Source organism: Kitasatospora sp. HUAS MG31 (assembly GCF_040571325.1).
In the GTDB taxonomy this organism is placed as follows: domain Bacteria; phylum Actinomycetota; class Actinomycetes; order Streptomycetales; family Streptomycetaceae; genus Kitasatospora; species Kitasatospora camelliae.
Genome location: NZ_CP159872.1, coordinates 4,995,102 through 5,021,263, shown reverse-complemented (window position 1 = coordinate 5,021,263; position 26,162 = coordinate 4,995,102). Strand labels below are relative to the sequence as shown.

General features: G+C 71.5%; 20 protein-coding genes and 5 tRNA genes. 13 read left to right on the top strand and 12 right to left on the bottom strand.

Going from position 1 to position 26,162, the window contains the following annotated elements; genetic code table 11:
• The first annotated feature begins 224 nt into the window (after positions 1 to 224).
• Positions 225 to 938, top strand: a complete 714-nt coding sequence (locus ABWK59_RS22655) for an IclR family transcriptional regulator (RefSeq protein WP_354642437.1) — start codon at positions 225 to 227, stop codon at positions 936 to 938.
• A gap of 118 nt (positions 939 to 1,056) precedes the next feature.
• Here the strand turns inward: ABWK59_RS22655 and ABWK59_RS22650 are convergent.
• The 8 genes from ABWK59_RS22650 to ABWK59_RS22615 form a co-directional block, all read right to left on the bottom strand.
• Positions 1,057 to 1,131: transfer RNA gene (locus ABWK59_RS22650), tRNA-Gln, on the bottom strand.
• Positions 1,132 to 1,135: 4 nt separating this feature from the next.
• Positions 1,136 to 1,208 (bottom strand) — tRNA-Glu (locus ABWK59_RS22645).
• 24 nt (positions 1,209 to 1,232) lie between these two features.
• A tRNA-Glu gene (locus ABWK59_RS22640) sits at positions 1,233 to 1,305 on the bottom strand.
• A 33-nt stretch (positions 1,306 to 1,338) separates the two neighbouring features.
• Positions 1,339 to 1,411, bottom strand: a tRNA-Glu gene (locus ABWK59_RS22635).
• 21 nt (positions 1,412 to 1,432) lie between these two features.
• Positions 1,433 to 1,504 (bottom strand) — tRNA-Gln (locus tag ABWK59_RS22630).
• A 219-nt stretch (positions 1,505 to 1,723) separates the two neighbouring features.
• Positions 1,724 to 3,223, bottom strand: coding sequence for a glutamate--tRNA ligase (gene gltX, locus ABWK59_RS22625; protein ID WP_354642436.1), 1,500 nt, complete (start codon positions 3,221 to 3,223; stop codon positions 1,724 to 1,726).
• The gene (locus ABWK59_RS22620; RefSeq protein ID WP_354642435.1) at positions 3,216 to 4,016 is read right to left on the bottom strand and encodes a fumarylacetoacetate hydrolase family protein; all 801 of its coding nucleotides are present in this window, start codon (positions 4,014 to 4,016) and stop codon (positions 3,216 to 3,218) included. Before ABWK59_RS22620 ends, gltX begins: the two co-directional genes overlap by 8 nt.
• Positions 4,017 to 4,193: 177 nt before the next feature.
• Entirely contained in the window at positions 4,194 to 4,418 is a 225-nt protein-coding gene (locus tag ABWK59_RS22615) for a hypothetical protein (RefSeq protein WP_354642434.1), read from the bottom strand.
• Positions 4,419 to 4,891: 473 nt separating this feature from the next.
• Between ABWK59_RS22615 and ABWK59_RS22610 the strand changes: the two genes are divergently transcribed.
• The 12 genes from ABWK59_RS22610 (at position 4,892) to ABWK59_RS22555 (ending at position 21,037) form a co-directional block, all read left to right on the top strand.
• Positions 4,892 to 8,464, top strand: coding sequence for a nitrate- and nitrite sensing domain-containing protein (locus tag ABWK59_RS22610; RefSeq protein WP_354642433.1), 3,573 nt, complete (start codon positions 4,892 to 4,894; stop codon positions 8,462 to 8,464).
• A 4-nt stretch (positions 8,465 to 8,468) separates the two neighbouring features.
• The gene (locus ABWK59_RS22605; protein ID WP_354642432.1) at positions 8,469 to 8,891 is read left to right on the top strand and encodes a roadblock/LC7 domain-containing protein; all 423 of its coding nucleotides are present in this window, start codon (positions 8,469 to 8,471) and stop codon (positions 8,889 to 8,891) included.
• Positions 8,892 to 9,026: 135 nt separating this feature from the next.
• Positions 9,027 to 9,479, top strand: coding sequence for a DUF742 domain-containing protein (locus ABWK59_RS22600; protein ID WP_354642431.1), 453 nt, complete (start codon positions 9,027 to 9,029; stop codon positions 9,477 to 9,479).
• Between the two features lie 36 nt (positions 9,480 to 9,515).
• Positions 9,516 to 10,043, top strand: a complete 528-nt coding sequence (locus ABWK59_RS22595) for a GTP-binding protein (protein WP_420492939.1) — start codon at positions 9,516 to 9,518, stop codon at positions 10,041 to 10,043.
• 408 nt (positions 10,044 to 10,451) lie between these two features.
• A complete protein-coding gene (locus ABWK59_RS22590) occupies positions 10,452 to 13,847 on the top strand; it encodes a nitrate- and nitrite sensing domain-containing protein (protein ID WP_354642429.1) in 3,396 nt (1,131 codons plus the stop codon).
• 10 nt (positions 13,848 to 13,857) lie between these two features.
• A complete protein-coding gene (locus ABWK59_RS22585) occupies positions 13,858 to 14,271 on the top strand; it encodes a roadblock/LC7 domain-containing protein (RefSeq protein WP_030057391.1) in 414 nt (137 codons plus the stop codon).
• A gap of 137 nt (positions 14,272 to 14,408) precedes the next feature.
• Positions 14,409 to 14,861, top strand: a complete 453-nt coding sequence (locus ABWK59_RS22580; RefSeq protein WP_354642431.1) for a DUF742 domain-containing protein — start codon at positions 14,409 to 14,411, stop codon at positions 14,859 to 14,861.
• The gene (locus ABWK59_RS22575; RefSeq protein WP_354642430.1) at positions 14,842 to 15,426 is read left to right on the top strand and encodes a GTP-binding protein; all 585 of its coding nucleotides are present in this window, start codon (positions 14,842 to 14,844) and stop codon (positions 15,424 to 15,426) included. Before ABWK59_RS22580 ends, ABWK59_RS22575 begins: the two co-directional genes overlap by 20 nt.
• A 408-nt stretch (positions 15,427 to 15,834) precedes the next feature.
• Positions 15,835 to 19,230: a nitrate- and nitrite sensing domain-containing protein gene (locus ABWK59_RS22570; RefSeq protein WP_354642429.1), complete on the top strand. Its 3,396-nt coding sequence runs from the start codon at positions 15,835 to 15,837 to the stop codon at positions 19,228 to 19,230.
• A gap of 10 nt (positions 19,231 to 19,240) precedes the next feature.
• Positions 19,241 to 19,654: a roadblock/LC7 domain-containing protein gene (locus ABWK59_RS22565; protein WP_030057391.1), complete on the top strand. Its 414-nt coding sequence runs from the start codon at positions 19,241 to 19,243 to the stop codon at positions 19,652 to 19,654.
• A 242-nt stretch (positions 19,655 to 19,896) separates the two neighbouring features.
• Entirely contained in the window at positions 19,897 to 20,472 is a 576-nt protein-coding gene (locus ABWK59_RS22560; protein WP_354645065.1) for a DUF742 domain-containing protein, read from the top strand.
• Positions 20,453 to 21,037: a GTP-binding protein gene (locus ABWK59_RS22555; RefSeq protein WP_354642428.1), complete on the top strand. Its 585-nt coding sequence runs from the start codon at positions 20,453 to 20,455 to the stop codon at positions 21,035 to 21,037. Before ABWK59_RS22560 ends, ABWK59_RS22555 begins: the two co-directional genes overlap by 20 nt.
• A 131-nt stretch (positions 21,038 to 21,168) precedes the next feature.
• On the opposite strand, the gene cimA is transcribed toward ABWK59_RS22555, so the two are convergent.
• The 4 genes from cimA to ABWK59_RS22535 form a co-directional block, all read right to left on the bottom strand.
• The gene (cimA, locus tag ABWK59_RS22550; RefSeq protein WP_354642427.1) at positions 21,169 to 22,800 is read right to left on the bottom strand and encodes a citramalate synthase; all 1,632 of its coding nucleotides are present in this window, start codon (positions 22,798 to 22,800) and stop codon (positions 21,169 to 21,171) included.
• Between the two features lie 331 nt (positions 22,801 to 23,131).
• Complete coding sequence (locus ABWK59_RS22545) at positions 23,132 to 23,701, bottom strand: Uma2 family endonuclease (RefSeq protein ID WP_354642426.1); 570 nt, start codon at positions 23,699 to 23,701, stop codon at positions 23,132 to 23,134.
• 92 nt (positions 23,702 to 23,793) lie between these two features.
• Positions 23,794 to 24,906 (bottom strand): branched-chain amino acid aminotransferase, encoded by a 1,113-nt coding sequence (locus ABWK59_RS22540; protein ID WP_354642425.1) that lies wholly within the window; start codon positions 24,904 to 24,906, stop codon positions 23,794 to 23,796.
• A gap of 158 nt (positions 24,907 to 25,064) precedes the next feature.
• Positions 25,065 to 26,102 carry a 3-isopropylmalate dehydrogenase gene (locus ABWK59_RS22535; protein WP_354642424.1) on the bottom strand — a complete coding sequence of 346 codons (1,038 nt, stop codon included), beginning with the start codon at positions 26,100 to 26,102 and terminating at the stop codon, positions 25,065 to 25,067.
• Positions 26,103 to 26,162 lie beyond the last annotated feature (60 nt).

The window sequence follows — 26,162 nt, the reverse complement described above, 5'->3', positions numbered from 1 at the left end:
CCTCCAGCCGGCCGCTCTGCCGGCCTTCTCGTCGTCGAGGTCTCTTCCCGTGCCGCCCTGTGAGGCTCGCCGTGAGTCGCGACCTGCACGCCGGATCGTGTCCAGGATGTGGACGCTTTGGTGAGGGTCCATCCTGGGTGTCTCCCGGGCTGCTGCATCCAGAGTGGCGCTTTTCCCGGAAGATTGAACTTGCGTCTCGCCCACTGAGACTGCAGTATCGACTCATGGACAACACTAGCGGCGTCGGCGTTCTCGACAAGGCCGCTCTGGTGCTCAGCGCACTGGAGTCGGGCCCCGCCACGCTGGCGGGGCTGGTCGCCGCCACCGGTCTGGCGCGGCCCACGGCCCACCGACTCGCCGTCGCACTCGAACACCACCGCCTGGTCACCAGGGACATGCAGGGCCGGTTCATCCTCGGCCCCCGACTCGCCGAGCTCTCGGCCGCCGCCGGCGAGGACCGCCTGCTCGCCGCCGCCGGCCCGGTGCTCACGCACCTGCGCGACGTCACCGGGGAGAGCGCCCAGCTCTACCGCCGGCAGGGCGAGATGCGCATCTGCGTCGCGGCCGCCGAGCGGCTCTCCGGCCTGCGGGACACCGTGCCGGTCGGCTCCACGCTGCCGATGAAGGCCGGCTCCGCCGCGCAGGTCCTGCTGGCCTGGGAGGAGCCCGAGCGGCTCCACCGCGGCCTCCAGGGCGCCCGCTTCACCGCCACCGCGCTGAGCGGCGTACGGCGGCGCGGCTGGGCCCAGTCGATCGGCGAGCGGGAGCCGGGCGTGGCCTCGGTCTCCGCGCCCGTCCGCGGGCCCTCCAACCGGGTCGTGGCCTCCGTCTCGGTCTCCGGCCCGATCGAGCGGCTGACCCGCCACCCGGGCCGGCTGCACGCCCAGGCCATCATCGAGGCCGCCAACCGCCTCACCGAGGCCCTGCGCCGCGGCTGAGGGCACCCACCGGAAAACAGCGGGACCCGCCTCCTCGGGGAGGCGGGTCCTCTTCCGTGCGCGGCGGCAGGTGCTGAAACGCAAAAAAGCCCCGGCTTTCCGCCGGAGCTTGGATTTCTGGCTGGGGTACCAGGACTCGAACCTAGACTAAATGAACCAGAATCACTCGTGCTGCCAATTACACCATACCCCAAAAGTACCCCCGACCGGATTCGAACCGGCGCTACCGCCTTGAGAGGGCGGCGTGCTAGGCCGCTACACAACGGGGGCCCGCACCACCGAAGTGGTGCTGAGTACCCCCGACCGGATTCGAACCGGCGCTACTGCCTTGAGAGGGCAGCGTGCTAGGCCGCTACACAACGGGGGCGTACTCATCAATCATTTGCAATTATCAATTGCGTACCCCCGACCGGATTCGAACCGGCGCTACCGCCTTGAGAGGGCGGCGTGCTAGGCCGCTACACAACGGGGGCTTGCATCACCTGGGTGCTGCGCTGGGGTACCAGGACTCGAACCTAGACTAACTGAACCAGAATCAGTCGTGCTGCCAATTACACCATACCCCACCAGAGTTCAACCCCCTGCGGGGCTTTCCTCGGTGTCTTGCGCCTCCCTGCCCGGGCGGCGCAGGAAGAACATTACCCGACGCGCGGCCCGGCTCCAAAATCGATAACCGCAGCAGCGCGCCGAACGCCCGCGGGCCTGGTCACGGCGGGTGCGCGTGACCAGGCCCGGGGAGAGCTCCGGAGAGCCCCCGGAGGGGCTCAGGGGTGCCCGGGGAGGGCTCAGGAGGCCGGGATGAGCTCCAGAGCGGCCGTCAGGCGGCGCAGCGTCTCGGGCTTGCCGAGCAGTTCCATCGACTCGAACAGCGGCGGGGAGACCCGGCGCCCGGTGACCGCCACCCGCAGCGGGGTGAAGGCGAACTTGGGCTTGATGCCCAGGCCGTCCACCAGGGCCTCGCGCAGCGCGGCCTGGATCGGCTCCGGGGTGTAGTCCTCCAGGCCCTCCAGCGCCTTGACGGAGGCCTCCAGGACCGGGCGGGCGTCGGCGGTCAGCACCTTGGCCGCGTCCTCGGCGTCCACCGCGAAGTCCTCGGGGGCGACGAACAGGAAGCCGGCCATGTTGACGATCTCGCCGAGCACGACCATCCGCTCCTGGGTGAGCGGGGCCACCTTGGCGAGCAGGTCCAGCTGCGCCGCGGTGGGCTCGGCCGGGAGCAGGCCGGGGGCCTGCAGGTACGGCACGAGGCGCCGGACGAACTCCTCGGGGGCGAGCATCCGCAGGTGCTCGGCGTTGATCGCCTCGGCCTTCTTGAGGTCGAAGCGGGCCGGGTTGGAGTTGACCTTGGCGATGTCGAAGGCGGCGACCAGCTCGTCCATGGAGAAGCGGTCCCGGTCCTCGGCCAGCGACCAGCCGAGCAGCGCGAGGTAGTTCAGCAGGCCCTCGGGCAGGAAGCCACGCTCGCGGTACAGGTTGAGCGAGGCCTGCGGGTCACGCTTGGAGAGCTTCTTGTTGCCCTCGCCCATCACGTACGGCAGGTGGCCGAAGCGCGGGGTGGTGCCGTTGCCCACGCCGATCTCGGCGAGGGCGGCGTAGAGGGCGATCTGACGCGGGGTGGAGGAGAGCAGGTCCTCGCCGCGGAGCACGTGGGTGATGCCCATCAGGGCGTCGTCCACCGGGTTGACCAGCGTGTAGAGCGGGGCGCCGTTGGCCCGGACGATGCCGTAGTCCGGCACGTCCTTGGGGTCGAAGCTGACCTCGCCGCGGACCAGGTCGTCGAAGGCCAGGGTGGTGTCGGGCATCCGGAAGCGGAGGATCGGCCGGCGGCCCTCCAGCTTGTAGACGGCGACCTGGTCCTCGGTCAGCTCGCGGCAGTGGCCGTCGTAGCCGGAGGGCTTGCCGGCGGCGCGGGCGGCCTCGCGGCGGGCGTCCAGCTCCTCGGTGGAGCAGTAGCAGGGGTACGCGTGGCCGGCGTCCTGGAGCTTCTTCGCCACGTCGGCGTAGACGTCCATCCGCTGCGACTGCCGGTACGGCTCGTGCGGGCCGCCGACCTCGGGGCCCTCGTCCCAGTCGAAGCCGAGCCAGCGCATCGCGTCGAGCAGCTGGTTGTACGAGTCCTCGGAGTCCCGGGCCGCGTCGGTGTCCTCGATCCGGAAGACCAGCGTTCCGCCGTTGTGGCGGGCGAAGGCCCAGTTGAAGAGGGCGGTACGGACCAGGCCCACGTGCGGGTTGCCGGTCGGGGAGGGACAGAAGCGAACCCGTACGGACGGGTTGGTGTTAGCCACGCTTGATCACCTTGTTGGTGAGAGTGCCGATGCCTTCGATGGAGACGGCGACCTCGTCGCCGACGTTCAGGGGGCCGACACCCGCCGGGGTGCCGGTCAGGACGACGTCGCCGGGCAGCAGCGTCATCGCCTCGGAGATATGGACGATCAGGTCGGCCACCGAGCGGACCATCTGGGAGGTCCGGCCGGCCTGGCGGAGCTCGCCGTTGACGGTGCAGGTGACCGCCAGGTCGCTCGGGTCCAGGTCGGTCTCGATCCAGGGGCCGAGCGGGCAGGAGGTGTCGAAGCCCTTGGCCCGGGCCCACTGGCCCTCGCGCTGCTGCACGTCGCGGGCGGTCACGTCGTTGGCGCAGGTGTAGCCGAGGATCACCTCGGGGACCCGCTCGGCCGGCACCTCGCGGCACATCCGGCCGATGACCACGGCCAGCTCGGCCTCGTGCTGCACGTCCGAGGAGAACGGCGGGTACGCGACGGCCTCGGTCGGGCCGATCACCGCGGTGGAGGGCTTGAAGAAGGTCAGCGGGACGTCCGGGACCTGGTTGCCCAGCTCGGCGGCGTGCGCGGCGTAGTTGCGGCCGACCGCGACGATCTTGTTCGGCAGCATCGGGGCGAGCAGTCGCACGTCCTGCAGCCGGTAGGTCTCACCGGTGGCCTGGGGCTGGCCGAAGGGGTGGCCGGCGAGGGCGTGGACGACCAGGGACTCGGGCTCGGTCGTGTCCCCCTCCACCACGCCGAAGGAGACGGTGCCCGCTGCCGGGCTCCCTTCCCGTACGGAGAACCTGGCGATACGCACTGCCCTGCAACCTCTCGGTAGGCCGACCTGCTCGATCGCCCCAGGCTATCGCGCCGTCCCCCGGCGCCCCGTCCTTTAAAGGGGGCCGGGCCCTGCGCGCGTGGCCGGCGCCGGCCCGGACAGCACGGAGCGCCCGTCCGCGGGGTGCGGGCGGGCGCTCTTCGCCGGTGCCGGGGCTCAGTCCTCCGGCGTCCGGGGGGCCGGGGCGACCATCAGCTGGGTGCGGCGCGGGTTGGCCGTGACGTCGGGCAGCTCGGTCGCGTACGCGCGGGGCTCCTGGGAGGCGGTGAAGCCGGGGAGCTGGCTGAAGTCCTCGACGGAGGCCAGGGTCGTCCGACGCGGGTTCGCCGTGGAGCGGCCGATGAGCGTGGTGCGGGTGGCCGTCTTCGTCGGCTCGGACATGCGTACACCTTGGGTTCGGGAGGACTGGGACTTTTGCGGGGGCCTCCGGCTGGGCAGGCTCGTCGCAACCCTTCCAGGTTAGCGGGAGCGCATTCCACAAGCAGCGTGACCAAAGCTACACATCACGCTGTGATCTCCCTCACACTTTCGCGGGCAATTAGCCCGTCGGTGGACATTTCTGCCCATCAGAAAACTCCGACATTCAGGAAATCTCGGACATTCTCCGCACAAGTTGATCTGTGACCAAGTTGGCATGTATCCGGCGAGTGTCCGAAAAGAGCGGTATTCGGGTCGGGTTACCGCACAGTCCGTGAGGCGCCGCGCGCGTTCGGTAGCCCGGGACGACGCAGGACACCGTGTCGTAACGCCCCTTGTTGGACTTCTCCCGCTGTGCTGGAATGCCACGGAATAACTCGACACCGCCCTGTCCCGGCCAACGGGAGGGGGCGCCCGGTCCAGAGGTTGCGACGCCAGTGCAGGGACGTTTCAAGAGGGGCAGCGGCGCCGCGCGTGACCTGGAGTCGCGTGAGCCCGCCACAGGCCCGAACCAGCCGCCGACTTCCGGCGAATCACCGTTCGGCGGCGGCTCCGCCCCCGCCGGCCAGGCCGGCGGCCCAGCCGCGGAATCCGACGGCGGCGACAAGGCCGGCAAGGACGGCCGCCGCTCGCGCCTGCGCGGCACGCTGAACCGGCGCCGGGCCACCGGCCTGAGCCGGTTCTCGATGCGCAACTGGCGCATCCGCAGCCGCCTGATGGCCCTGCTCCTCCTCCCCGTGGTCGTCGCGCTGGTGCTCGGCGGTCTGCGGGTGCAGACCTCGCTGGAGAACTCCCGCAACCTGGAGCCGATGGGCAACCTGGCCGACCTCGCCCGCAAGGCGACCGCGCTGGCCAACGCCCTGCAGACCGAGCGCGACATCAGCGCCGGTCCGCTGATCAGCGGCGCCACCGCGGACGACCCCGAGATCGCCGAGGCGTACAAGACCACCAACGCGCTCAGCAAGGCGTTCGCGGCCAGCGCCGACAAGTTCGACGACCTCGACCAGGCCGGTAGCAAGACCCTGCTGCTCCAGGTCCGCAAGGACCTCAACCAGCTCACCGACGCCCGCAACAGCGCGTACAGCCGGCCGGACAACATCCAGTCCACGATCACCTCCTACGACGTGATCATCAAGGACCTGATCGGCATCACCCAGGACATCGCGATCACCTCGGGTTCCACCGAGCTGATCAAGATCACCCGGGCCCTGAACCAGTTCTCGCTGGCCAAGGAGAGCACCTCGATGCAGCGCGCGCTGATCAGCGCCGCGCTGGCCCGCTCGACCCCCGAGCTGAGCGCCTCCGACGAGACCTTCGGCATCCGCCTGCAGGGCGGTGAGGACAACGCGCTCGCCAACTTCACCGCGATCTACGGTGAGGGCGAGGCCCGCGCCCTGCGCGCCCAGATGAGCTTCAACCAGGTCATCGCCGACGCCGACCGCTTCACCAAGGCCGTCCTCAACCCGAACGGCATCAAGCAGGCCGAGAACCGCAGCTACAAGAGCTGGTACGACGCCGCCAGCGCGAAGATCATCGAGGAGCAGCGGATCGAGGCCCGCCTCCTGGAGGTCCTCGACGGCAAGGCCGAGGCCCTGCAGTCGGACGCCGACACCGAGGCCCTGATCAACGCCGCGCTGGTCGCGCTGGTGCTCATCGTCGCCATCGCCGGCGCCGCCCTGGTGGCCCGCTCGATGGTGCGCTCGCTGACCCGTCTGCAGACCGCGGCCGAGGAGGTCGCCGAGCGGCGCCTGCCCGAGCTGGTCAAGACCCTCTCCGAGAGCGACCCGCACGACGTCGACGTCACCGTCGAGCCCGTCGGCGTCGACTCGGCGGACGAGATCGGCCACGTGGCCGCGGCCTTCGACATGGTGCACCGCGAGGCCGTCCGCCTCGCCGCCGAGCAGGCCCTGCTGCGAGGCAACATCAACGCGATGTTCACCAACCTCTCGCGCCGGAGCCAGGGCCTCATCCAGCGCCAGCTGTCGCTCATCTCCGAGCTGGAGAGCCGCGAGGCCGACCCGGACCAGCTGGCCAGCCTCTTCAAGCTGGACCACCTCGCGACCCGTATGCGCCGTAACGGCGAAAACCTCCTCGTCCTCGCGGGTGAGGACCCGGGCCGCCGCTGGACCCGTCCGGTCCCGCTGGTCGACGTGCTCCGCGCCGCCGCCTCCGAGGTGGAGCAGTACGAGCGCATCGAACTGGCCGCCGTGCCCTCCACCGAGGTCGCCGGCCGCGTCGTCAACGACCTCGTCCACCTGCTCGCCGAGCTGCTGGAGAACGCGACCTCGTTCTCCAGCCCGCAGACCCGCGTCCGGGTCACCGGTCACGCCCTGCCGGACGGCCGGGTGCTGATCGAGATCCACGACACCGGTATCGGCCTGAGCCCCGACGACCTCGCGGACATCAACGAGCGCCTGGCGAACCCGCCGGTGGTGGACGTCTCCGTCTCCCGCCGCATGGGCCTCTTCGTGGTCGGCCGCCTGTCCCTGCGACACGGCATCCGTATCCAGCTGCGTCCGAGCGACTCCGGCGGCACCACCGCGCTGGTCATGCTCCCCGTGGACGTCACCAACTCCGCCGACCGCCGCGGTGGCCGTCCCGGCGGCCCGGGTGCCGCCGCCGGCAAGCCGCAGCAGCGTGGCCTGGCGCCGACCCCGCGCCAGAGCCGTCCGGCCCCCGCGCTCGGCCAGCCGCCGGCCGGCGGCCCGGGCGGGCGTCCGCAGCTGGGCCAGGGCCCGCAGGCCGGCGGCCCGCAGGGTCCGCAGGGTCCGCAGAACGGCGGTGGCCGTCCCGGCCTGCCGACCCGCGAGGTCGGTCAGGCGCTGCGCGAGAACCAGGGCCAGGGCGGTGCCCCGGCCCCGGCCCAGAACCAGTCCTCCGGCCTGCCGCCGCGGCGGGTCCCGGGCGCCTCCGGTGCCCCGGGCGTCCAGGGCGGTCCCGGCGGTCCGGGCGCCCCGCGCCGGGCCCCGCAGCAGGACCAGGGCATGCCCGGCCGTCGTCCGGCCCCGCCGGAGCAGCGCCGCCGTCCGGCGGAGCTGCCGACCGACGGCGGGCGTCCCCAGCACGGCTGGGCCGACCAGGGTGCCGGCGGTCAGGCCCCGGGCCGCCGTCCGCAGCCCGGCCCGGGCCAGGACGGCCCGGCCCGCGAGTTCCGCGGCAACGACCTTCCGCAGCGCCGCCCGCAGGGTCCGGCGGCCGGGCCGCAGGCCCAGCAGCCGGCGCCGGCGGGCGACCCGGAGAGCACCGGGCAGTTCGCCCGTCCGCGCTTCGAGGCCAGTGACATCGACCCGCGCGACCCGCTGGGTCTGGGTCTGGTCGAGCCGGTGCTGCCGGACGTTCCGAACGCGGCCGCCCAGCCGGCGCCGCGGCCGGAGCGCCAGCAGCCGATGGCCCTGCCGACCGCGTCCTCCCAGGACACCGGTCAGCACCCGAGCCCGTACCAGCCGCAGCGTCCGGGCACCTCCGCTCCGGGCTTCGACCGGCCGCAGCAGGCTCCCCGCCAGGCGGGTCCGCAGGGCGGCCCGCAGCAGGCCGGCCAGCAGGGCCGTCCCCAGCAGGCGGGTCCGCAGGCCGGTCCGCAGCAGGGTGCTCCGCGTCCGGGTGGTCCCGCCTCCGACCAGGACGCCCCGTGGCGGGCCTCCGCCAACGACGAGCGCTGGCGCCGGGCCGAGCAGGTGCGCGAGCCCTCGACCAGCGGTCTGACCACGTCCGGTCTGCCGCGCCGTACCCCGCAGGCGAACCTGGTCTCCGGCACCGCCGAGGCCTCGCCGATCACGGGTCCGCAGGTCTCCCGCAGCCCGGAGGAGGTGCGCGGCCGGCTGACCAACCTGCGCCGCGGCATCCAGCAGGGCCGCCAGGCCGGCGCCTCGACGAGCGGTCCGGGCGGAGCGGGTTACCCGCAGCAGGGATTCGACGGCTTCGCCGGCGGCGGCCAGGCCCGGAACCCCCGGGACGGCCAGCGCGGCGCCGAGGGCACCAACGGCTTCGGCCCCGAGCACCAGGAGCGTTGAGTTGATGAGTCAGATGAGCCAGGCCGCACAGAACCTGAACTGGCTGATCACCAATTTCGTGGACAACACCCCCGGGGTGTCGCACACGGTGGTGGTCTCCGCCGACGGCCTCCTGCTCTGCATGTCCGAAGGGTTCCCCCGGGACCGCGCCGACCAGCTCGCCGCGGTCGCCTCCGGACTCACCTCGTTGACCTCCGGCGCCAGCCGGATCTTCGAGGGCGGAGAGGTCAACCAGACCGTCGTCGAGATGGAACGCGGCTTCCTGTTCCTGATGGCCGTCAGCGACGGATCCGCGCTCGCGGTCCTCGCTTCCCCGGACTCCGACATCGGTCTCGTCGGCTACGAGATGGCCCTGCTCGTCGACCGGGCCGGCGCCGTCCTCACCCCCGCACTCCGTGCGGAACTCCAGGGCAGTCTCCTGCACTGAAACCCGTCCACCCGCGCCGGGCCGCTCACCGGGCCCGGTGCTTCACCCCGGCCGCCACCCGGCGACCGACACTGCCGCAGCCGTGGCCCAACGGCTGGAAGCCCGCTGCGAACGGCTGCAGCACTAGGAGGACGCATGACCCCGCCCCCGACACCCGCCGGCGGTTACGGCAACGGGTACGGCAGTGGCTACGGCGGCCAGCAGGCCGGCGGCGGCTACGGCGGCCAGCAGTCCGACGGCTATGAGCAGCAGCCGCTGGTCCGTCCGTACGCGATGACCGGTGGCCGGACCCGGCCGCGCTACCAGCTGGCGATCGAGGCGCTGATCTCGACCAACGCCAGCGCGGAGCGCTCGGGCGGGCTGCTGCCGGAGCACGCCCGGATCGTCGCCCTCTGCCGCGAGGTCAAGTCGGTCGCGGAGATCTCCGCGCTCGCCGGCGTTCCCCTCGGAGTTGCCCGGATCCTCGTCGCCGACCTGGCGGAGGCCGGTCTCGTCGCCATCCACCAGCCCGCCGCCGCGGGCGAGTCGGGCGGTACGCCTGACGTCACGCTGCTCGAAAGGGTCCTCAGTGGACTTCGCAAGCTCTAACGCGACCTCCCCGGCCGCGCGACCACCTCCGCGAAGATCGTCGTCGCCGGCGGCTTCGGCGTGGGCAAGACCACCCTCGTCGGCGCCGTCTCCGAGATCAACCCCCTGCGGACCGAGGCCGTCATGACCTCCGCCTCCGCCGGGATCGACGACCTCACCCACACCGGGGGCAAGACCACCACCACGGTCGCCATGGACTTCGGCCGAATCACCCTCGACGAAGACCTGATCCTCTACCTCTTCGGCACCCCCGGCCAGGACCGCTTCTGGTTCATGTGGGACGACCTGGTCCGCGGCGCCATCGGCGCCGTCGTCCTCGTCGACACCCGCCGCCTCGCCGACTGCTTCCCCGCCCTCGACTACTTCGAGAACTCGGGCCTGCCCTTCGTCGTCGCCCTCAACGGCTTCGAGGGACACCAGCCCCACACTCCCGAAGAGGTCCGCGAGGCACTCCAGCTCGGGCCCGACACCCCGATCGTCGCGGTCGACGCCCGGCGCCGGGACAGTGCCAAGAGCGCCCTCATCACCCTGGTCGAGCACGCCCTGCTCGCCCGCCTGCGGTAAGCCGACGGCGGGGGTGGGACTCAAGGGGCGCGGGGATCCGCGCGGCCGGGCCTTCCTGGAGGCCGGAACGGGCCGCGCGCGTCCCCGCGCCCCTTCGGCTTACCCGCCGAGGGCGTGGCGGGAGGCTCCGTGGCGTCCATAACAGTTCGGTAGGCATTTGGAGATCGACTGCGACTGTGCGTGGTCGTCCGGATCCGTTCAGCGCCAATGACCATGCCATTTATCGAGCTATGACCGGTAATGTCCGATTTCTGCTGCTCACGGAGGGGCACCGTGGGCTGTTTGTCCCTTATCCCTCCACGTGCTGAAATTCCAGCTACCCCGTAGTCATCAGCATCGGGCTGCGGCAGCGGGGAGAAGCCGCTGGAAGATCCATGGCCGCCCAAGCGGTCGAGAGGTTGTTGTCGAGTGAGGCGTAACAAGCCAGTCACCCCGCAGCGGCGCTCCGAGCCCCGCCACGAGCCGGGCGGAAGCGGCCACGCTCAAGGTGAGTTCTCCGCGTTCGCGCCCACCGAGGACCGTTCCATACCCGGTCCCGTCATCCCGGCCGGTCCGCCCAAGGCGACGAAGCCGGGCAAGGCGGGCAAGGTTCGTTCGCTCAGCGACAAGTACGAGTTCCTGTCGCCGCTGAACTGGCGCGTGCCGACCCGACTCGTCGCGATCCTGCTGATCCCCGTCGTGATCGCGCTGGTCTTCGGTGGTCTGCGCGTCAACTCCTCGTACGACGACTGGGTCAAGGCCGACCACGCGGTGAAGACCGCCGAGCTGGCCCGTGCCGCCACCGAGCTGGCCGACGCCCTGGAGTCGGAGCGCGACCTCACCGCGATCCCGATCATCACGGGCAAGGACGACGAGGGCCGGGTCGCCAAGTACCGGGCGGCCACCGACAAGGCGCTCGCCACGTACAACTCCGCCTTCGCCAAGGTCTCGGACGACGCCACCATGCGCCGCCGCAACCAGTCGTTCCAGCAGATGGTGGCCTTCCTGCCGCACCTGCGCCAGAGCGCCTACGGCGAGGAGCTGTTCGCCACCGCGACCGCCCAGGCCTACTCGGCGCTGTTCGCCCCGCTGCTGGCCATGGACAACTCGGTCGGCTTCGGCAGCTCCAGCGTGACCTCCAAGGGCCGCGCGATCTACGCCATGTCGCTGGCCAAGGCCTCCGCCTCGACCCAGCGCATCCTGATGGTCAACCTGCTCGCGGGCATCGCCACCAACAAGGTGACCCGCTACGAGAACCAGGACCTGATCCAGACGCTCCTGGTCGCCAACCGGCTCGAAGGCACCGCGCTCAGCGAGTTCAACACCGCCAGCTCCCCCGAGGAGCTGGACGTCTTCGCGCGTGCCCAGGTCGACCAGGCCACCGCCGACCAGCGCCTGCCGTACCGGATGCCCAACGGCAGCACCCTGCCGACCATCCAGGGCCTGCTGAACATCGGCATGTCCTACTCCTCGGCGGCCGCGGCCGGCCAAAGCAAGGGTGTCGCTCAGGCGAAGGCGGCCTTCGACGCCGCCCAGGCCGAGGGCCTCAACCTGCAGAACTGGGACCAGGCCACCAAGAGCCACATCACGGCCCTCAAGGCGACCGAGGACGAGCTGCTCACCCAGGTCGTCGCCGACGCGCAGAACATCAAGGACCGCGCCCTCACCGACGTGATCCTGAACTCGCTGATCGTGATCGCCGCGCTGGTGCTGGCCGGTCTGCTCACCGGCTTCATCGCCCGCTCGATGATCCTCGGCATGAAGACCCTGAACCAGGCCGCGCTGGAGATCGCCAACCACCGTCTGCCCGACCTGGTCGACAAGCTCTCCAAGACCGACCCGGAGCGGGTGGACACCGCGGTGACCGCGATCCCGCTGTGGGGCAAGGACGAGATCGGCGAGGTCGCCCGCGCCTTCGACCAGGTCCACCAGCAGGCCGTGTCGCTCGCCGCCGAGCAGGCCCTGCTGCGGGGCAACGTCAACGCGATCTTCACCAACCTGTCGCGTCGCAGCCAGAGCCTGATCCAGCGCCAGCTGGCGCTGATCACCGACCTGGAGAACAACGAGGCCGACCCGGACCAGCTGGAGAACCTCTTCAAGCTGGACCACCTGGCCACCCGTATGCGCCGCAACGGTGAGAACCTCCTCGTCCTCGCCGGCGAGGAGCCGGGCCGCCGCTGGAACACCCCGGTGCCGCTGGTCGACGTGCTCCGCGCCGCCTCCTCCGAGGTGGAGCAGTACGAGCGCGTCGAGCTGGCCGGCATCCCGGAGGCCGAGGTCGTCGGCGCCGCCGTGACCGACCTCGTCCACCTGCTCGCCGAGCTGCTGGAGAACGCCACCACCTTCTCCAGCCCGCAGACCCGGGTGCTGGTCAACGCCACCCGCCTGCCGGACGGCCGGGTGCTGGTCGAGATCCACGACAAGGGCATCGGCCTCACCGCCGAGGACTTCGCGGAGATCAACGAGAAGCTGGCCGAGCCGCCCACGGTCGACGCCACCATCTCCCGCCGCATGGGCCTGTTCGTGGTCGGCCGGCTCTCGCAGCGGCACGACATCCGCGTCCAGCTCCGCCCCTCGGGCGAGTCCGCGGGCACCACCTCGCTGGTGATGCTCCCGCAGAACCTGACCCGGATGGACGCCGCTCCGGAGCCGGAGGAGGAGTTCACGGTCTCCCGGATCTTCGCCGAGCAGGAGCCCTCCGCCCAGAACTGGGAGTACGACGGCCGCAGCGCCGCCGAGCTGGGCTTCGACGACCACCTGACCGGCAACTCCGGCGGCAGCGGCTTCAGCCCCGCCCTGGAGTCGGTGCAGCGCTCGCAGCGCCTGGAGCAGAAGCGCCGCGCCGCGCTGGACTCCGGCCCGTCCGCCGAGGAGCCGCTGGAGGCCGAGCTGCTCGACGTCCCGTACGGGGACGAGCAGCCGCAGCAGCAGCCCTACGGCGGCCCGCAGGGGTACCAGCAGGACGCCTACGGCCAGCAGGACCCGTACGGCCGCCAGGACTACGCCCAGGACGGCTACGACGACCAGGGCTACGGCTACCAGCAGGACGGCTACGGCGGCCCGCAGGGGTACCAGCAGGACGCCTACGGCCAGCAGGACCCGTACGGCCGCCAGGACTACGCCCAGGACGGCTACGGCGACCAGGGCTACGGCTACGAGCAGGGCTACCAGCAGGACGGCTACGGCTACGAGGACACCCCGGGCCACCCGTACGGCCAGGAGGAGCCGGCCGCGCTGCCGCCGGCGCTCCCGTCCGGCGGGGCCGGCGGGCTGCCGCAGCGCCGCCCGGGCGAGCAGCTGGCGGGCGGGGCCGCGGCCCGTGCCCTCGGCGCCCAGGACGGTGCGACGGCCGGCGGCGAGAAGCCGAACTGGTTCACCGGCGCCAAGGACACCTCGGCGCCCGCCGAGGCCCGCGGGCACGACGTGTCGGCGCTGGGCGGCTTCGGCCCGACCGGTCCGACCTCCGCGCAGACCAGCTGGGACTCGCCGAACGACGGGACCTGGCAGCGGGCGGGCAAGCTCCGCGAGCCCACCACCGACGGGACCACCGCCTCGGGCCTGCCCCGCCGGGTCCCCAAGCAGAACCTGGTGGCGGGCAACGCCACCCCCACCCCGCAGGACGGCCCCCAGGTGTCCCGCGACCCGAGCGAGGTCCGCGGCCGCCTGACCAACCTGCGCCGCGGTGTGGAACAGGGACGCAATGCCGGCGGCGACCCCGCGGCCACCGGTAGCTTCAGGATCGACCCCAACGAGGGCCGATTCGACAACGGACAGCACAACAGCAGCACCGATCTCTTCGGCGGCTCGAACCACCAGGAGCGTTGAGTTGAGTCAGATGAGCCAGGCCGCGCAGAACCTGAACTGGCTGATCACCAATTTCGTGGACAACACCCCCGGGGTGTCGCACACGGTGGTGGTCTCCGCCGACGGCCTCCTGCTCTGCATGTCCGAAGGGTTCCCCCGGGACCGCGCCGACCAGCTCGCCGCGGTCGCCTCCGGACTCACCTCGTTGACCTCCGGCGCCAGCCGGATCTTCGAGGGCGGAGAGGTCAACCAGACCGTCGTCGAGATGGAACGCGGCTTCCTGTTCCTGATGGCCGTCAGCGACGGATCCGCGCTCGCGGTCCTCGCTTCCCCGGACTCCGACATCGGTCTCGTCGGCTACGAGATGGCCCTGCTCGTCGACCGGGCCGGCGCCGTCCTCACCCCCGCACTCCGTGCGGAACTCCAGGGCAGTCTCCTGCACTGAAACCCGTCCACCCGCGCCGGGCCGCTCACCGGGCCCGGTGCTTCACCCCCCGGCCGCCACCCGGCGACCGACACTGCCGCAGCCGTGGCCCAACGGCTGGAAGCCCGCTGCGAACGGCTGCAGCACTAGGAGGACGCATGACCCCGCCCCCGACACCCGCCGGCGGTTACGGCAACGGGTACGGCAGTGGCTACGGCGGCCAGCAGGCCGGCGGCGGCTACGGCGGCCAGCAGTCCGACGGCTATGAGCAGCAGCCGCTGGTCCGTCCGTACGCGATGACCGGTGGCCGGACCCGGCCGCGCTACCAGCTGGCGATCGAGGCGCTGATCTCGACCAACGCCAGCGCGGAGCGCTCGGGCGGGCTGCTGCCGGAGCACGCCCGGATCGTCGCCCTCTGCCGCGAGGTCAAGTCGGTCGCGGAGATCTCCGCGCTCGCCGGCGTTCCCCTCGGAGTTGCCCGGATCCTCGTCGCCGACCTGGCGGAGGCCGGTCTCGTCGCCATCCACCAGCCCGCCGCCGCGGGCGAGTCGGGCGGTACGCCTGACGTCACGCTGCTCGAAAGGGTCCTCAGTGGACTTCGCAAGCTCTAACGCGACCTCCCCCGGCCGCGCGACCACCTCCGCGAAGATCGTCGTCGCCGGCGGCTTCGGCGTGGGCAAGACCACCCTCGTCGGCGCCGTCTCCGAGATCAACCCCCTGCGGACCGAGGCCGTCATGACCTCCGCCTCCGCCGGGATCGACGACCTCACCCACACCGGGGGCAAGACCACCACCACGGTCGCCATGGACTTCGGCCGAATCACCCTCGACGAAGACCTGATCCTCTACCTCTTCGGCACCCCCGGCCAGGACCGCTTCTGGTTCATGTGGGACGACCTGGTCCGCGGCGCCATCGGCGCCGTCGTCCTCGTCGACACCCGCCGCCTCGCCGACTGCTTCCCCGCCCTCGACTACTTCGAGAACTCGGGCCTGCCCTTCGTCGTCGCCCTCAACGGCTTCGAGGGACACCAGCCCCACACTCCCGAAGAGGTCCGCGAGGCACTCCAGCTCGGGCCCGACACCCCGATCGTCGCGGTCGACGCCCGGCGCCGGGACAGTGCCAAGAGCGCCCTCATCACCCTGGTCGAGCACGCCCTGCTCGCCCGCCTGCGGTAAGCCGACGGCGGGGGTGGGACTCAAGGGGCGCGGGGATCCGCGCGGCCGGGCCTTCCTGGAGGCCGGAACGGGCCGCGCGCGTCCCCGCGCCCCTTCGGCTTACCCGCCGAGGGCGTGGCGGGAGGCTCCGTGGCGTCCATAACAGTTCGGTAGGCATTTGGAGATCGACTGCGACTGTGCGTGGTCGTCCGGATCCGTTCAGCGCCAATGACCATGCCATTTATCGAGCTATGACCGGTAATGTCCGATTTCTGCTGCTCACGGAGGGGCACCGTGGGCTGTTTGTCCCTTATCCCTCCACGTGCTGAAATTCCAGCTACCCCGTAGTCATCAGCATCGGGCTGCGGCAGCGGGGAGAAGCCGCTGGAAGATCCATGGCCGCCCAAGCGGTCGAGAGGTTGTTGTCGAGTGAGGCGTAACAAGCCAGTCACCCCGCAGCGGCGCTCCGAGCCCCGCCACGAGCCGGGCGGAAGCGGCCACGCTCAAGGTGAGTTCTCCGCGTTCGCGCCCACCGAGGACCGTTCCATACCCGGTCCCGTCATCCCGGCCGGTCCGCCCAAGGCGACGAAGCCGGGCAAGGCGGGCAAGGTTCGTTCGCTCAGCGACAAGTACGAGTTCCTGTCGCCGCTGAACTGGCGCGTGCCGACCCGACTCGTCGCGATCCTGCTGATCCCCGTCGTGATCGCGCTGGTCTTCGGTGGTCTGCGCGTCAACTCCTCGTACGACGACTGGGTCAAGGCCGACCACGCGGTGAAGACCGCCGAGCTGGCCCGTGCCGCCACCGAGCTGGCCGACGCCCTGGAGTCGGAGCGCGACCTCACCGCGATCCCGATCATCACGGGCAAGGACGACGAGGGCCGGGTCGCCAAGTACCGGGCGGCCACCGACAAGGCGCTCGCCACGTACAACTCCGCCTTCGCCAAGGTCTCGGACGACGCCACCATGCGCCGCCGCAACCAGTCGTTCCAGCAGATGGTGGCCTTCCTGCCGCACCTGCGCCAGAGCGCCTACGGCGAGGAGCTGTTCGCCACCGCGACCGCCCAGGCCTACTCGGCGCTGTTCGCCCCGCTGCTGGCCATGGACAACTCGGTCGGCTTCGGCAGCTCCAGCGTGACCTCCAAGGGCCGCGCGATCTACGCCATGTCGCTGGCCAAGGCCTCCGCCTCGACCCAGCGCATCCTGATGGTCAACCTGCTCGCGGGCATCGCCACCAACAAGGTGACCCGCTACGAGAACCAGGACCTGATCCAGACGCTCCTGGTCGCCAACCGGCTCGAAGGCACCGCGCTCAGCGAGTTCAACACCGCCAGCTCCCCCGAGGAGCTGGACGTCTTCGCGCGTGCCCAGGTCGACCAGGCCACCGCCGACCAGCGCCTGCCGTACCGGATGCCCAACGGCAGCACCCTGCCGACCATCCAGGGCCTGCTGAACATCGGCATGTCCTACTCCTCGGCGGCCGCGGCCGGCCAAAGCAAGGGTGTCGCTCAGGCGAAGGCGGCCTTCGACGCCGCCCAGGCCGAGGGCCTCAACCTGCAGAACTGGGACCAGGCCACCAAGAGCCACATCACGGCCCTCAAGGCGACCGAGGACGAGCTGCTCACCCAGGTCGTCGCCGACGCGCAGAACATCAAGGACCGCGCCCTCACCGACGTGATCCTGAACTCGCTGATCGTGATCGCCGCGCTGGTGCTGGCCGGTCTGCTCACCGGCTTCATCGCCCGCTCGATGATCCTCGGCATGAAGACCCTGAACCAGGCCGCGCTGGAGATCGCCAACCACCGTCTGCCCGACCTGGTCGACAAGCTCTCCAAGACCGACCCGGAGCGGGTGGACACCGCGGTGACCGCGATCCCGCTGTGGGGCAAGGACGAGATCGGCGAGGTCGCCCGCGCCTTCGACCAGGTCCACCAGCAGGCCGTGTCGCTCGCCGCCGAGCAGGCCCTGCTGCGGGGCAACGTCAACGCGATCTTCACCAACCTGTCGCGTCGCAGCCAGAGCCTGATCCAGCGCCAGCTGGCGCTGATCACCGACCTGGAGAACAACGAGGCCGACCCGGACCAGCTGGAGAACCTCTTCAAGCTGGACCACCTGGCCACCCGTATGCGCCGCAACGGTGAGAACCTCCTCGTCCTCGCCGGCGAGGAGCCGGGCCGCCGCTGGAACACCCCGGTGCCGCTGGTCGACGTGCTCCGCGCCGCCTCCTCCGAGGTGGAGCAGTACGAGCGCGTCGAGCTGGCCGGCATCCCGGAGGCCGAGGTCGTCGGCGCCGCCGTGACCGACCTCGTCCACCTGCTCGCCGAGCTGCTGGAGAACGCCACCACCTTCTCCAGCCCGCAGACCCGGGTGCTGGTCAACGCCACCCGCCTGCCGGACGGCCGGGTGCTGGTCGAGATCCACGACAAGGGCATCGGCCTCACCGCCGAGGACTTCGCGGAGATCAACGAGAAGCTGGCCGAGCCGCCCACGGTCGACGCCACCATCTCCCGCCGCATGGGCCTGTTCGTGGTCGGCCGGCTCTCGCAGCGGCACGACATCCGCGTCCAGCTCCGCCCCTCGGGCGAGTCCGCGGGCACCACCTCGCTGGTGATGCTCCCGCAGAACCTGACCCGGATGGACGCCGCTCCGGAGCCGGAGGAGGAGTTCACGGTCTCCCGGATCTTCGCCGAGCAGGAGCCCTCCGCCCAGAACTGGGAGTACGACGGCCGCAGCGCCGCCGAGCTGGGCTTCGACGACCACCTGACCGGCAACTCCGGCGGCAGCGGCTTCAGCCCCGCCCTGGAGTCGGTGCAGCGCTCGCAGCGCCTGGAGCAGAAGCGCCGCGCCGCGCTGGACTCCGGCCCGTCCGCCGAGGAGCCGCTGGAGGCCGAGCTGCTCGACGTCCCGTACGGGGACGAGCAGCCGCAGCAGCAGCCCTACGGCGGCCCGCAGGGGTACCAGCAGGACGCCTACGGCCAGCAGGACCCGTACGGCCGCCAGGACTACGCCCAGGACGGCTACGACGACCAGGGCTACGGCTACCAGCAGGACGGCTACGGCGGCCCGCAGGGGTACCAGCAGGACGCCTACGGCCAGCAGGACCCGTACGGCCGCCAGGACTACGCCCAGGACGGCTACGGCGACCAGGGCTACGGCTACGAGCAGGGCTACCAGCAGGACGGCTACGGCTACGAGGACACCCCGGGCCACCCGTACGGCCAGGAGGAGCCGGCCGCGCTGCCGCCGGCGCTCCCGTCCGGCGGGGCCGGCGGGCTGCCGCAGCGCCGCCCGGGCGAGCAGCTGGCGGGCGGGGCCGCGGCCCGTGCCCTCGGCGCCCAGGACGGTGCGACGGCCGGCGGCGAGAAGCCGAACTGGTTCACCGGCGCCAAGGACACCTCGGCGCCCGCCGAGGCCCGCGGGCACGACGTGTCGGCGCTGGGCGGCTTCGGCCCGACCGGTCCGACCTCCGCGCAGACCAGCTGGGACTCGCCGAACGACGGGACCTGGCAGCGGGCGGGCAAGCTCCGCGAGCCCACCACCGACGGGACCACCGCCTCGGGCCTGCCCCGCCGGGTCCCCAAGCAGAACCTGGTGGCGGGCAACGCCACCCCCACCCCGCAGGACGGCCCCCAGGTGTCCCGCGACCCGAGCGAGGTCCGCGGCCGCCTGACCAACCTGCGCCGCGGTGTGGAACAGGGACGCAATGCCGGCGGCGACCCCGCGGCCACCGGTAGCTTCAGGATCGACCCCAACGAGGGCCGATTCGACAACGGACAGCACAACAGCAGCACCGATCTCTTCGGCGGCTCGAACCACCAGGAGCGTTGAGTTGAGTCAGATGAGCCAGGCCGCGCAGAACCTGAACTGGCTGATCACCAATTTCGTGGACAACACCCCCGGGGTGTCGCACACGGTGGTGGTCTCCGCCGACGGCCTCCTGCTCTGCATGTCCGAAGGGTTCCCCCGGGACCGCGCCGACCAGCTCGCCGCGGTCGCCTCCGGACTCACCTCGTTGACCTCCGGCGCCAGCCGGATCTTCGAGGGCGGAGAGGTCAACCAGACCGTCGTCGAGATGGAACGTGGCTTCCTGTTCCTGATGGCCGTCAGCGACGGATCCGCGCTCGCGGTCCTCGCTTCCCCGGACTCCGACATCGGTCTCGTCGGCTACGAGATGGCCCTGCTCGTCGACCGGGCCGGCGCCGTCCTCACCCCCGCACTCCGTGCGGAACTCCAGGGCAGTCTCCTGCACTGACGGTTCGTCGGATACCGTCCTGGTATTCGAAAGACCTCATTGCCCGTCCCCGGGGCCACCGTCTTCCGACGGCGGCCCCGGGTTCGGGCGTTGTACGGCCTTCGCACCACCGGCCCCGGCACCTCCCGTACCGGGGCCTGCACCGCACCGCCGCACCCTTGAGGAGAGGAACCGTGACACCGCCCGACGACCGCGGTCAGTACGGCGTTCCGTACCCCGGCACCGGCCATGACGCCTTCGGCGTGCCCGGCGTCGGGCACGGCCAGCCGTACGACCCGCAGCAGTACGGTCAGCAGCAGCCCGGCTACGGCCAGCCCGACCCCCGGTACTTCACCCAGCCGCAGCAGCCGTCCTACGGCCGGCAGCCCGGCGGCTTCCCGAACTACCCGGGCCCCGAGGCCTTCCCCGAACACACCGGCACGCCCTCCCGGCACGAGGAGCCCGGGCACGTCGAGGAGTACGAGGACGAGGAGGACTCCGGGCCGCTGATCCGGCCGTTCGCGATGACCGGTGGTCGCACCCGGCCGCGCTACGAGCTGGCGCTGGAGGCCCTGGTCTCGGCCAGCGTCGACCCGGCCCGGCTGGCCACGCTGCTGCCGGAGCACCAGCGGATCTGCTCGCTGTGCACCGAGGTGAAGTCGGTCGCCGAGATCTCGGCGCTGCTCTCCATGCCTCTGGGCGTCGCCCGGATCCTGGTCGCCGACCTGGCCGAGGCCGGGCTCGTCGCCATCCACCAGCCCGCTGCCGGCGGCGAATCCGGCAACCAGCCCGACGTCACGCTGCTCGAAAGGGTCCTCAGTGGACTTCGCAAGCTCTAACGCGACCTCCCCCGGCCGCGCGACCACCTCCGCGAAGATCGTCGTCGCCGGCGGCTTCGGCGTGGGCAAGACCACCCTCGTCGGCGCCGTCTCCGAGATCAACCCCCTGCGGACCGAGGCCGTCATGACCTCCGCCTCCGCCGGGATCGACGACCTCACCCACACCGGGGGCAAGACCACCACCACGGTCGCCATGGACTTCGGCCGAATCACCCTCGACGAAGACCTGATCCTCTACCTCTTCGGCACCCCCGGCCAGGACCGCTTCTGGTTCATGTGGGACGACCTGGTCCGCGGCGCCATCGGCGCCGTCGTCCTCGTCGACACCCGCCGCCTCGCCGACTGCTTCCCCGCCCTCGACTACTTCGAGAACTCGGGCCTGCCCTTCGTCGTCGCCCTCAACGGCTTCGACGGACACCAGCCCCACACTCCCGAAGAGGTCCGCGAGGCACTCCAGCTCGGGCCCGACACCCCGATCATCACCGTCGACGCCCGGCGCCGGGACAGCGCCAAGAGCGCCCTCATCACCCTGGTCGAGCACGCCCTGCTCGCCCGCCTGCGCTGAGCGGCCGCTGAGCGGCAGTCAGGGGCGCGGGGACCCGCGCGACCCACCGGACACCTCCGTGCCCGGCCGGCCGCGCGGATCCCCGCGCCCCTGTGCGTCCGTGCCTCGTCCGCCGACGCGTCGGCCCCGGGTCAGCCGGCCTCCGCCTCGGCCTCCGGCTCCACCCCGGCCCGCAGCAGGCCGTAGGCGTACGCGTCCTCCAGCGCCCGCCAGGAGGCGGCGATGACGTTGTCGGCCACCCCGACGGTGGACCAGGTGGCCGTGCCGTCCGAGGACTCGATCAGCACCCTGGTCTTGGAGCCGGTGCCGTGCTGGCCCTCCAGGATGCGGACCTTGTAGTCCACCAGCTCCAGCTTGGCCAGCTGCGGGTAGATCCGCTCCAGGGCGGTCCGCAGCGCCCGGTCGAGCGCGTCCACCGGGCCGTTGCCCTCGCCGGTGGCGATCCGGCGCTCGCCCTTGGCCCAGAGCTTGACGGTGGCCTCGTTGCCCGGACGCCCGTCCGGGCCCTGCTCGCTGATGGTCCGCCAGGACTCCAGCCGGAAGAACCGCTCCCGGCGGCCCTTCACCTCGTCCCTGAGCAGCAGTTCGAAGGAGGCGTCGGCGGCCTCGTAGGTGTAGCCGAGGTTCTCCTGCTCCTTGACCCTGGCCACCACCCGGCCGACCAGGTCCCGGTCGGTGGACAGGTCGTAGCCCAGCTCCCGGCCCTTGAGCTCGACCGAGGCCCGTCCGGCCATGTCGGAGACCAGCATCCGCATGGTGTTGCCGACCAGCTCCGGGTCGATGTGCTGGTACAGGTCCGGGTCCACCTTGATCGCCGAGGCGTGCAGGCCGGCCTTGTGGGCGAAGGCCGAGAAGCCCACGTACGGCTGGTGGGTGGAGGGGGCGAGGTTGACCACCTCGGCGACGGCGTGCGAGATCCGGGTCATCTCGGCGAGCTTCCCGGCCGGCAGCACCCGCCGGTCGTACTTGATCTCCAGCGCGCCGACCACCGGGAAGAGGTTGGCGTTGCCGACCCGCTCGCCGTAGCCGTTGGCGGTGCACTGGACGTGGGTCGCCCCGGCGTCCACCGCGGCCAGCGTGTTGGCCACCGCGCAGCCGGTGTCGTCCTGGGCGTGGATGCCCAGCCGGGCGCCGGTGAGGGCGAGCACCTCGGCGACGATCTCCCGGACGCCGCCGGGCAGCATCCCGCCGTTGGTGTCGCACAGCACCACCACGTCGGCGCCGGCCTGGTGCGCGGTGCGGACCACCTCCACCGCGTAGCCGGGGTTGGCCTTGTAGCCGTCGAAGAAGTGCTCGCAGTCGATGAACACCCGGCGGTCCCGGGAGCGCAGGTACGCGACGCTGTCCCGGATCATCTCCAGGTTCTCGTCCAGGGTGGTGCGCAGGGCCAGCTCCACGTGCCGGTCGTGGGACTTGGCGACCAGGGTGACCACCGGAGCGCCGGAGTCGACCAGGGCGGCCAGCTGCGGGTCGTCCGCGGCCCGGCCGCCGGCCCGGCGGGTGGCGCCGAAGGCGACCAGCTGGGCGTGCTGGAGGTCGAGTTCGGCCGCGGCCCGGGCGAAGAACTCGGTGTCGCGGGGGTTGGCGCCCGGCCAGCCGCCCTCGATGAAGCCGACGCCGAACTCGTCCAGGTGCCGGGCGATGGTCAGCTTGTCGGCGACGGTGAGGTTGATCCCCTCGCGCTGGGCGCCGTCGCGCAGCGTGGTGTCGAAGACGTGGAAGCTGTCGTGGGGACGGCTGCTGGGGCTGCTGGCCTCGGTCATGGCCCTGGGTTCTCCGTTTCGGTGGAGGTGCTGCGGTTGCCGGGAATTCCTCGGGGATCCGGCTCCACTGTCCAGCATCCCGCGCGCTCCCGGTGTCCCTCGGCCCCTTGTGGGGGCTCCGGCCGGTCCGGGGAAACAAAAAGACCCCTCGCGGGTGCGAGAGGTCTGCGCGCGGGTCTGGACGCTGGTGGTCGCTCCGCGGGTCTGGTTACTCGGGAGCGGTCACTGCGGACCGGCGCGCCTGCTGCCAATAATCAGCACGAGCGAGGACACACCGGCAGTCTGGCACACGTTCCGGATCCCGGCCGGGGTGTCTCGCCATACGGAACGGCTATCCGACCAGACCGGCCGTGTCCAGGTCGAACCCGAACGGTGCGGGCAACGGCAGCGGATCACCGAGCGGCACACCGGTGGTCGTGGAGTAGTCGCCCCGGGCCGGACCGCTGTGCAGCACCAGCCGGTTGGCCTGCCGGTCGACCAGCAGGTACAGCGGAATCGACGCGGCTGCGTAACCCCTGCGTTTGGCGTCACGGTCCTTTCGCGGATCGCTGGACGTCACTTCCACGACCATCAGCACGCCGTCCGGCTTCCACCACGACTCACGGTCCAGCATCGCGCCGACGCTCGTGAACGTACCGTCCGGGATGTAGCGCCCGTCGGGCACGATCAGACCGGCTCCCGGCGCGAAGTCGACGTCCGTCGAACCCTGCCGGAAAACCTGCTTGGCGATCCGGCCGACCACGGTCTCGTGTTCGCCGTCCGGTGGTGGGGTCACGACGATCTCCCCCTCGATGAGCTCGGCCTTGAATCCCGGCGGGGTGTCCAGCGCCAGGAAGGCGTCGAGGAGGTCCTCGCCCCGGCTGGGCCCGGACTCGGTGAAGCTGTGCGTCTCGGCGGTCACGGCCCCTCCTTCCGATCCGTACGGCTCAACGAGCGGGACAGTTCGAGGTTACCGAGCACCGGGCGTCCCGGGATGGGACGCCCGGGGGCGGGTCAGAGGATCTTGTGGAGCCAGCCGTGGGTGTCCGGGGTCTGGCCGCCCTGGATGGCGAGGAGGGCCTTGCGGAGCTCCATGGTGATCGGGCCGGGCTCGCCGGTGCCGACCGTCCAGTCGCCGCCGCGGGACTTGACCGAGCCGACCGGGGTGATCACGGCGGCGGTGCCGCAGGCGAACACCTCGGTGAGGGTGCCGTCGGCGTTGCCCTGCTTCCACTCCTCGGTGGAGATCTTCCGCTCCTCGACCGCGTGGCCGAGGTCGGAGGCCAGGGTGAGCAGCGAGTCGCGGGTGATGCCGGGCAGCAGGGCTCCGGAGAGCTCGGGGGTGACGATCCGGGCGTTCTCGCCCTCGCCGAAGACGAAGTAGAGGTTCATGCCGCCCATCTCCTCGATCCACCGGTGCTCGGCGGCGTCGAGCCAGACGACCTGGTCGCAGCCCTTGGCGGCGGCTTCGGCCTGGGCGACCAGGGAGGCGGCGTAGTTGCCGGCGCACTTGGCGGCGCCGGTGCCGCCGGGCGCGGCCCGGACGTAGTCCTCGGAGAGCCAGACCGAGACCGGCTTCACGCCGCCGGGGAAGTACGCGCCGGCCGGCGAGGCGATGATCATGAACAGGTAGGAGTTCGCCGGGCGCACGCCCAGGCCGACCTCGGTGGCGAACATGAAGGGCCGCAGGTACAGGCTCTGCTCGGCCTGCGCCGGCACCCAGTTCCGCTCCTGCTGGACCAGCAGCTCCACGGCCTCGACGAAGGTCTCCACCGGCAGCTCCGGCATCGCCAGGCGGCGCGCGGAGGCCTGGAAGCGGGCGGCGTTGGCCTCCGGGCGGAAGGTGGCGATCGAGCCGTCGACCTGCCGGTACGCCTTGAGGCCCTCGAAGATGGCCTGCCCGTAGTGCAGGGTCATGTTGGCCGGGTCGATCTCCAGCGGCGCGTACGGGGTGAGCTGCGCGTCGTGCCAGCCCCGGCCCTCGGTCCACCGGATGGTGACCATGTGGTCGGTGAAGATCCGGCCGAACCCGGGGTTGGCCAGCCGGGCCTCGCGCTCCGCGTCGGACAGCGGGTGCGCGGAGGGCTTGAGGTCGAACGTGATGGGCGCCTGGGTGGGCGTGCTCATGGCTGTCAATCCTTCACCGTGGGGTTGGTCCGGGCCGCTTCCGCCGGTCACCCCACGTTGGTGAAGGAGCGCACGACGGCACGGCCCACTGTCGATACTCGCATCCAGAGGGCCGTGCCGAACAGCCGGGAGGCTGTGCGCGATAGGGAGCCGGCCCGTCAGCCGGATACTCGGGCGGCCAGCGCGTCGCCGACCTCGGAGGTGGAACGGGTGCCGGTGCGCGCGGCCAGGTCGGCCGCGACGGCGGCCTCCACCGTGGCGGCCTCGGCGGTGTAGCCCAGGTGCTCCAGCAGCATGGCGACGGAGAGCACGGTGGCGGTCGGGTCGGCCTTGCCCTGGCCGGCGATGTCGGGGGCCGAGCCGTGCACGGGCTCGAACATCGACGGGAACGCGCCGCTCGGGTTGATGTTGCCGGAGGCGGCCAGGCCGATGCCGCCGGTGACGGCCGCGGCGAGGTCGGTGAGGATGTCGCCGAACAGGTTGTCGGTGACGATCACGTCGAACCGCTCGGGCTGGGTGACGAAGAAGATCGTCGCCGCGTCCACGTGCAGGTAGTCGGTGGTGACCTCGGGGAACTCCTGGCCGACCTGCTGGAAGATCCGGCTCCACAGGTGGCCGGCGTGCACCAGCACGTTGTTCTTGTGGACCAGGGTGAGCTTCTTGCGCGGGCGGGCGGCGGCGCGGCGGTAGGCGTCGCGGACCACGCGCTCGATGCCGAAGGCGGTGTTGAGGCTGACCTCGGTGGCCACCTCGTGCTCGGTGCCGGCGCGCAGGGTGCCGCCGTTGCCGACGTACGGGCCCTCGGTGCCCTCGCGGACCACCACGAAGTCGATCTGCGGGTCGCCGCCCAGCGGGGAGGTCACCCCGGGGAAGAGCTTGCCCGGGCGCAGGTTGATGTGGTGGTCGAAGGCGAACCGCAGCTTCAGCAGCAGGCCGCGCTCCAGCACGCCGGACGGGACGCTGGGGTCGCCGATCGCGCCGAGCAGGATCGCGTCGTGCCCCTTGAGCTCCTCCAGGGTGCTGTCGGGGAGGGTCTCGCCGGTGCGGTGGTAGAGCCGCGCACCGAGGTCGTACTCGGTGGTCTCCAGCTTGACGTCGGAGGGGAGGGCGGCGCTGAGCACCTTGAGGCCCTCGGCCACCACTTCCTGGCCGATGCCGTCACCGGGGATAACTGCGAGGCGAAGGGTGCGAGACATGCTGGGGACACTACTCCCGCGTCTTAGGGGTGGACAGCTTCCGTCCGCCATTCGGACAGG

Excerpts from the sequence above, each read along its gene's own strand:
- ABWK59_RS22585 (WP_030057391.1), top strand. The coding sequence starts at position 13,858 with ATGAGCCAGGCCGCGCAGAACCTGAACTGGCTGATCACCAATTTCGTG.
- ABWK59_RS22565 (WP_030057391.1), top strand. The coding sequence starts at position 19,241 with ATGAGCCAGGCCGCGCAGAACCTGAACTGGCTGATCACCAATTTCGTG.
- ABWK59_RS22540 (WP_354642425.1), bottom strand. The coding sequence starts at position 24,906 with ATGAGCACGCCCACCCAGGCGCCCATCACGTTCGACCTCAAGCCCTCC.
- cimA (WP_354642427.1), bottom strand. The coding sequence starts at position 22,800 with ATGACCGAGGCCAGCAGCCCCAGCAGCCGTCCCCACGACAGCTTCCAC.
- ABWK59_RS22580 (WP_354642431.1), top strand. The coding sequence starts at position 14,409 with ATGACCCCGCCCCCGACACCCGCCGGCGGTTACGGCAACGGGTACGGC.
- ABWK59_RS22655 (WP_354642437.1), top strand. The coding sequence starts at position 225 with ATGGACAACACTAGCGGCGTCGGCGTTCTCGACAAGGCCGCTCTGGTG.
- ABWK59_RS22600 (WP_354642431.1), top strand. The coding sequence starts at position 9,027 with ATGACCCCGCCCCCGACACCCGCCGGCGGTTACGGCAACGGGTACGGC.
- ABWK59_RS22605 (WP_354642432.1), top strand. The coding sequence starts at position 8,469 with ATGAGTCAGATGAGCCAGGCCGCACAGAACCTGAACTGGCTGATCACC.
- ABWK59_RS22615 (WP_354642434.1), bottom strand. The coding sequence starts at position 4,418 with ATGTCCGAGCCGACGAAGACGGCCACCCGCACCACGCTCATCGGCCGC.
- ABWK59_RS22535 (WP_354642424.1), bottom strand. The coding sequence starts at position 26,102 with ATGTCTCGCACCCTTCGCCTCGCAGTTATCCCCGGTGACGGCATCGGC.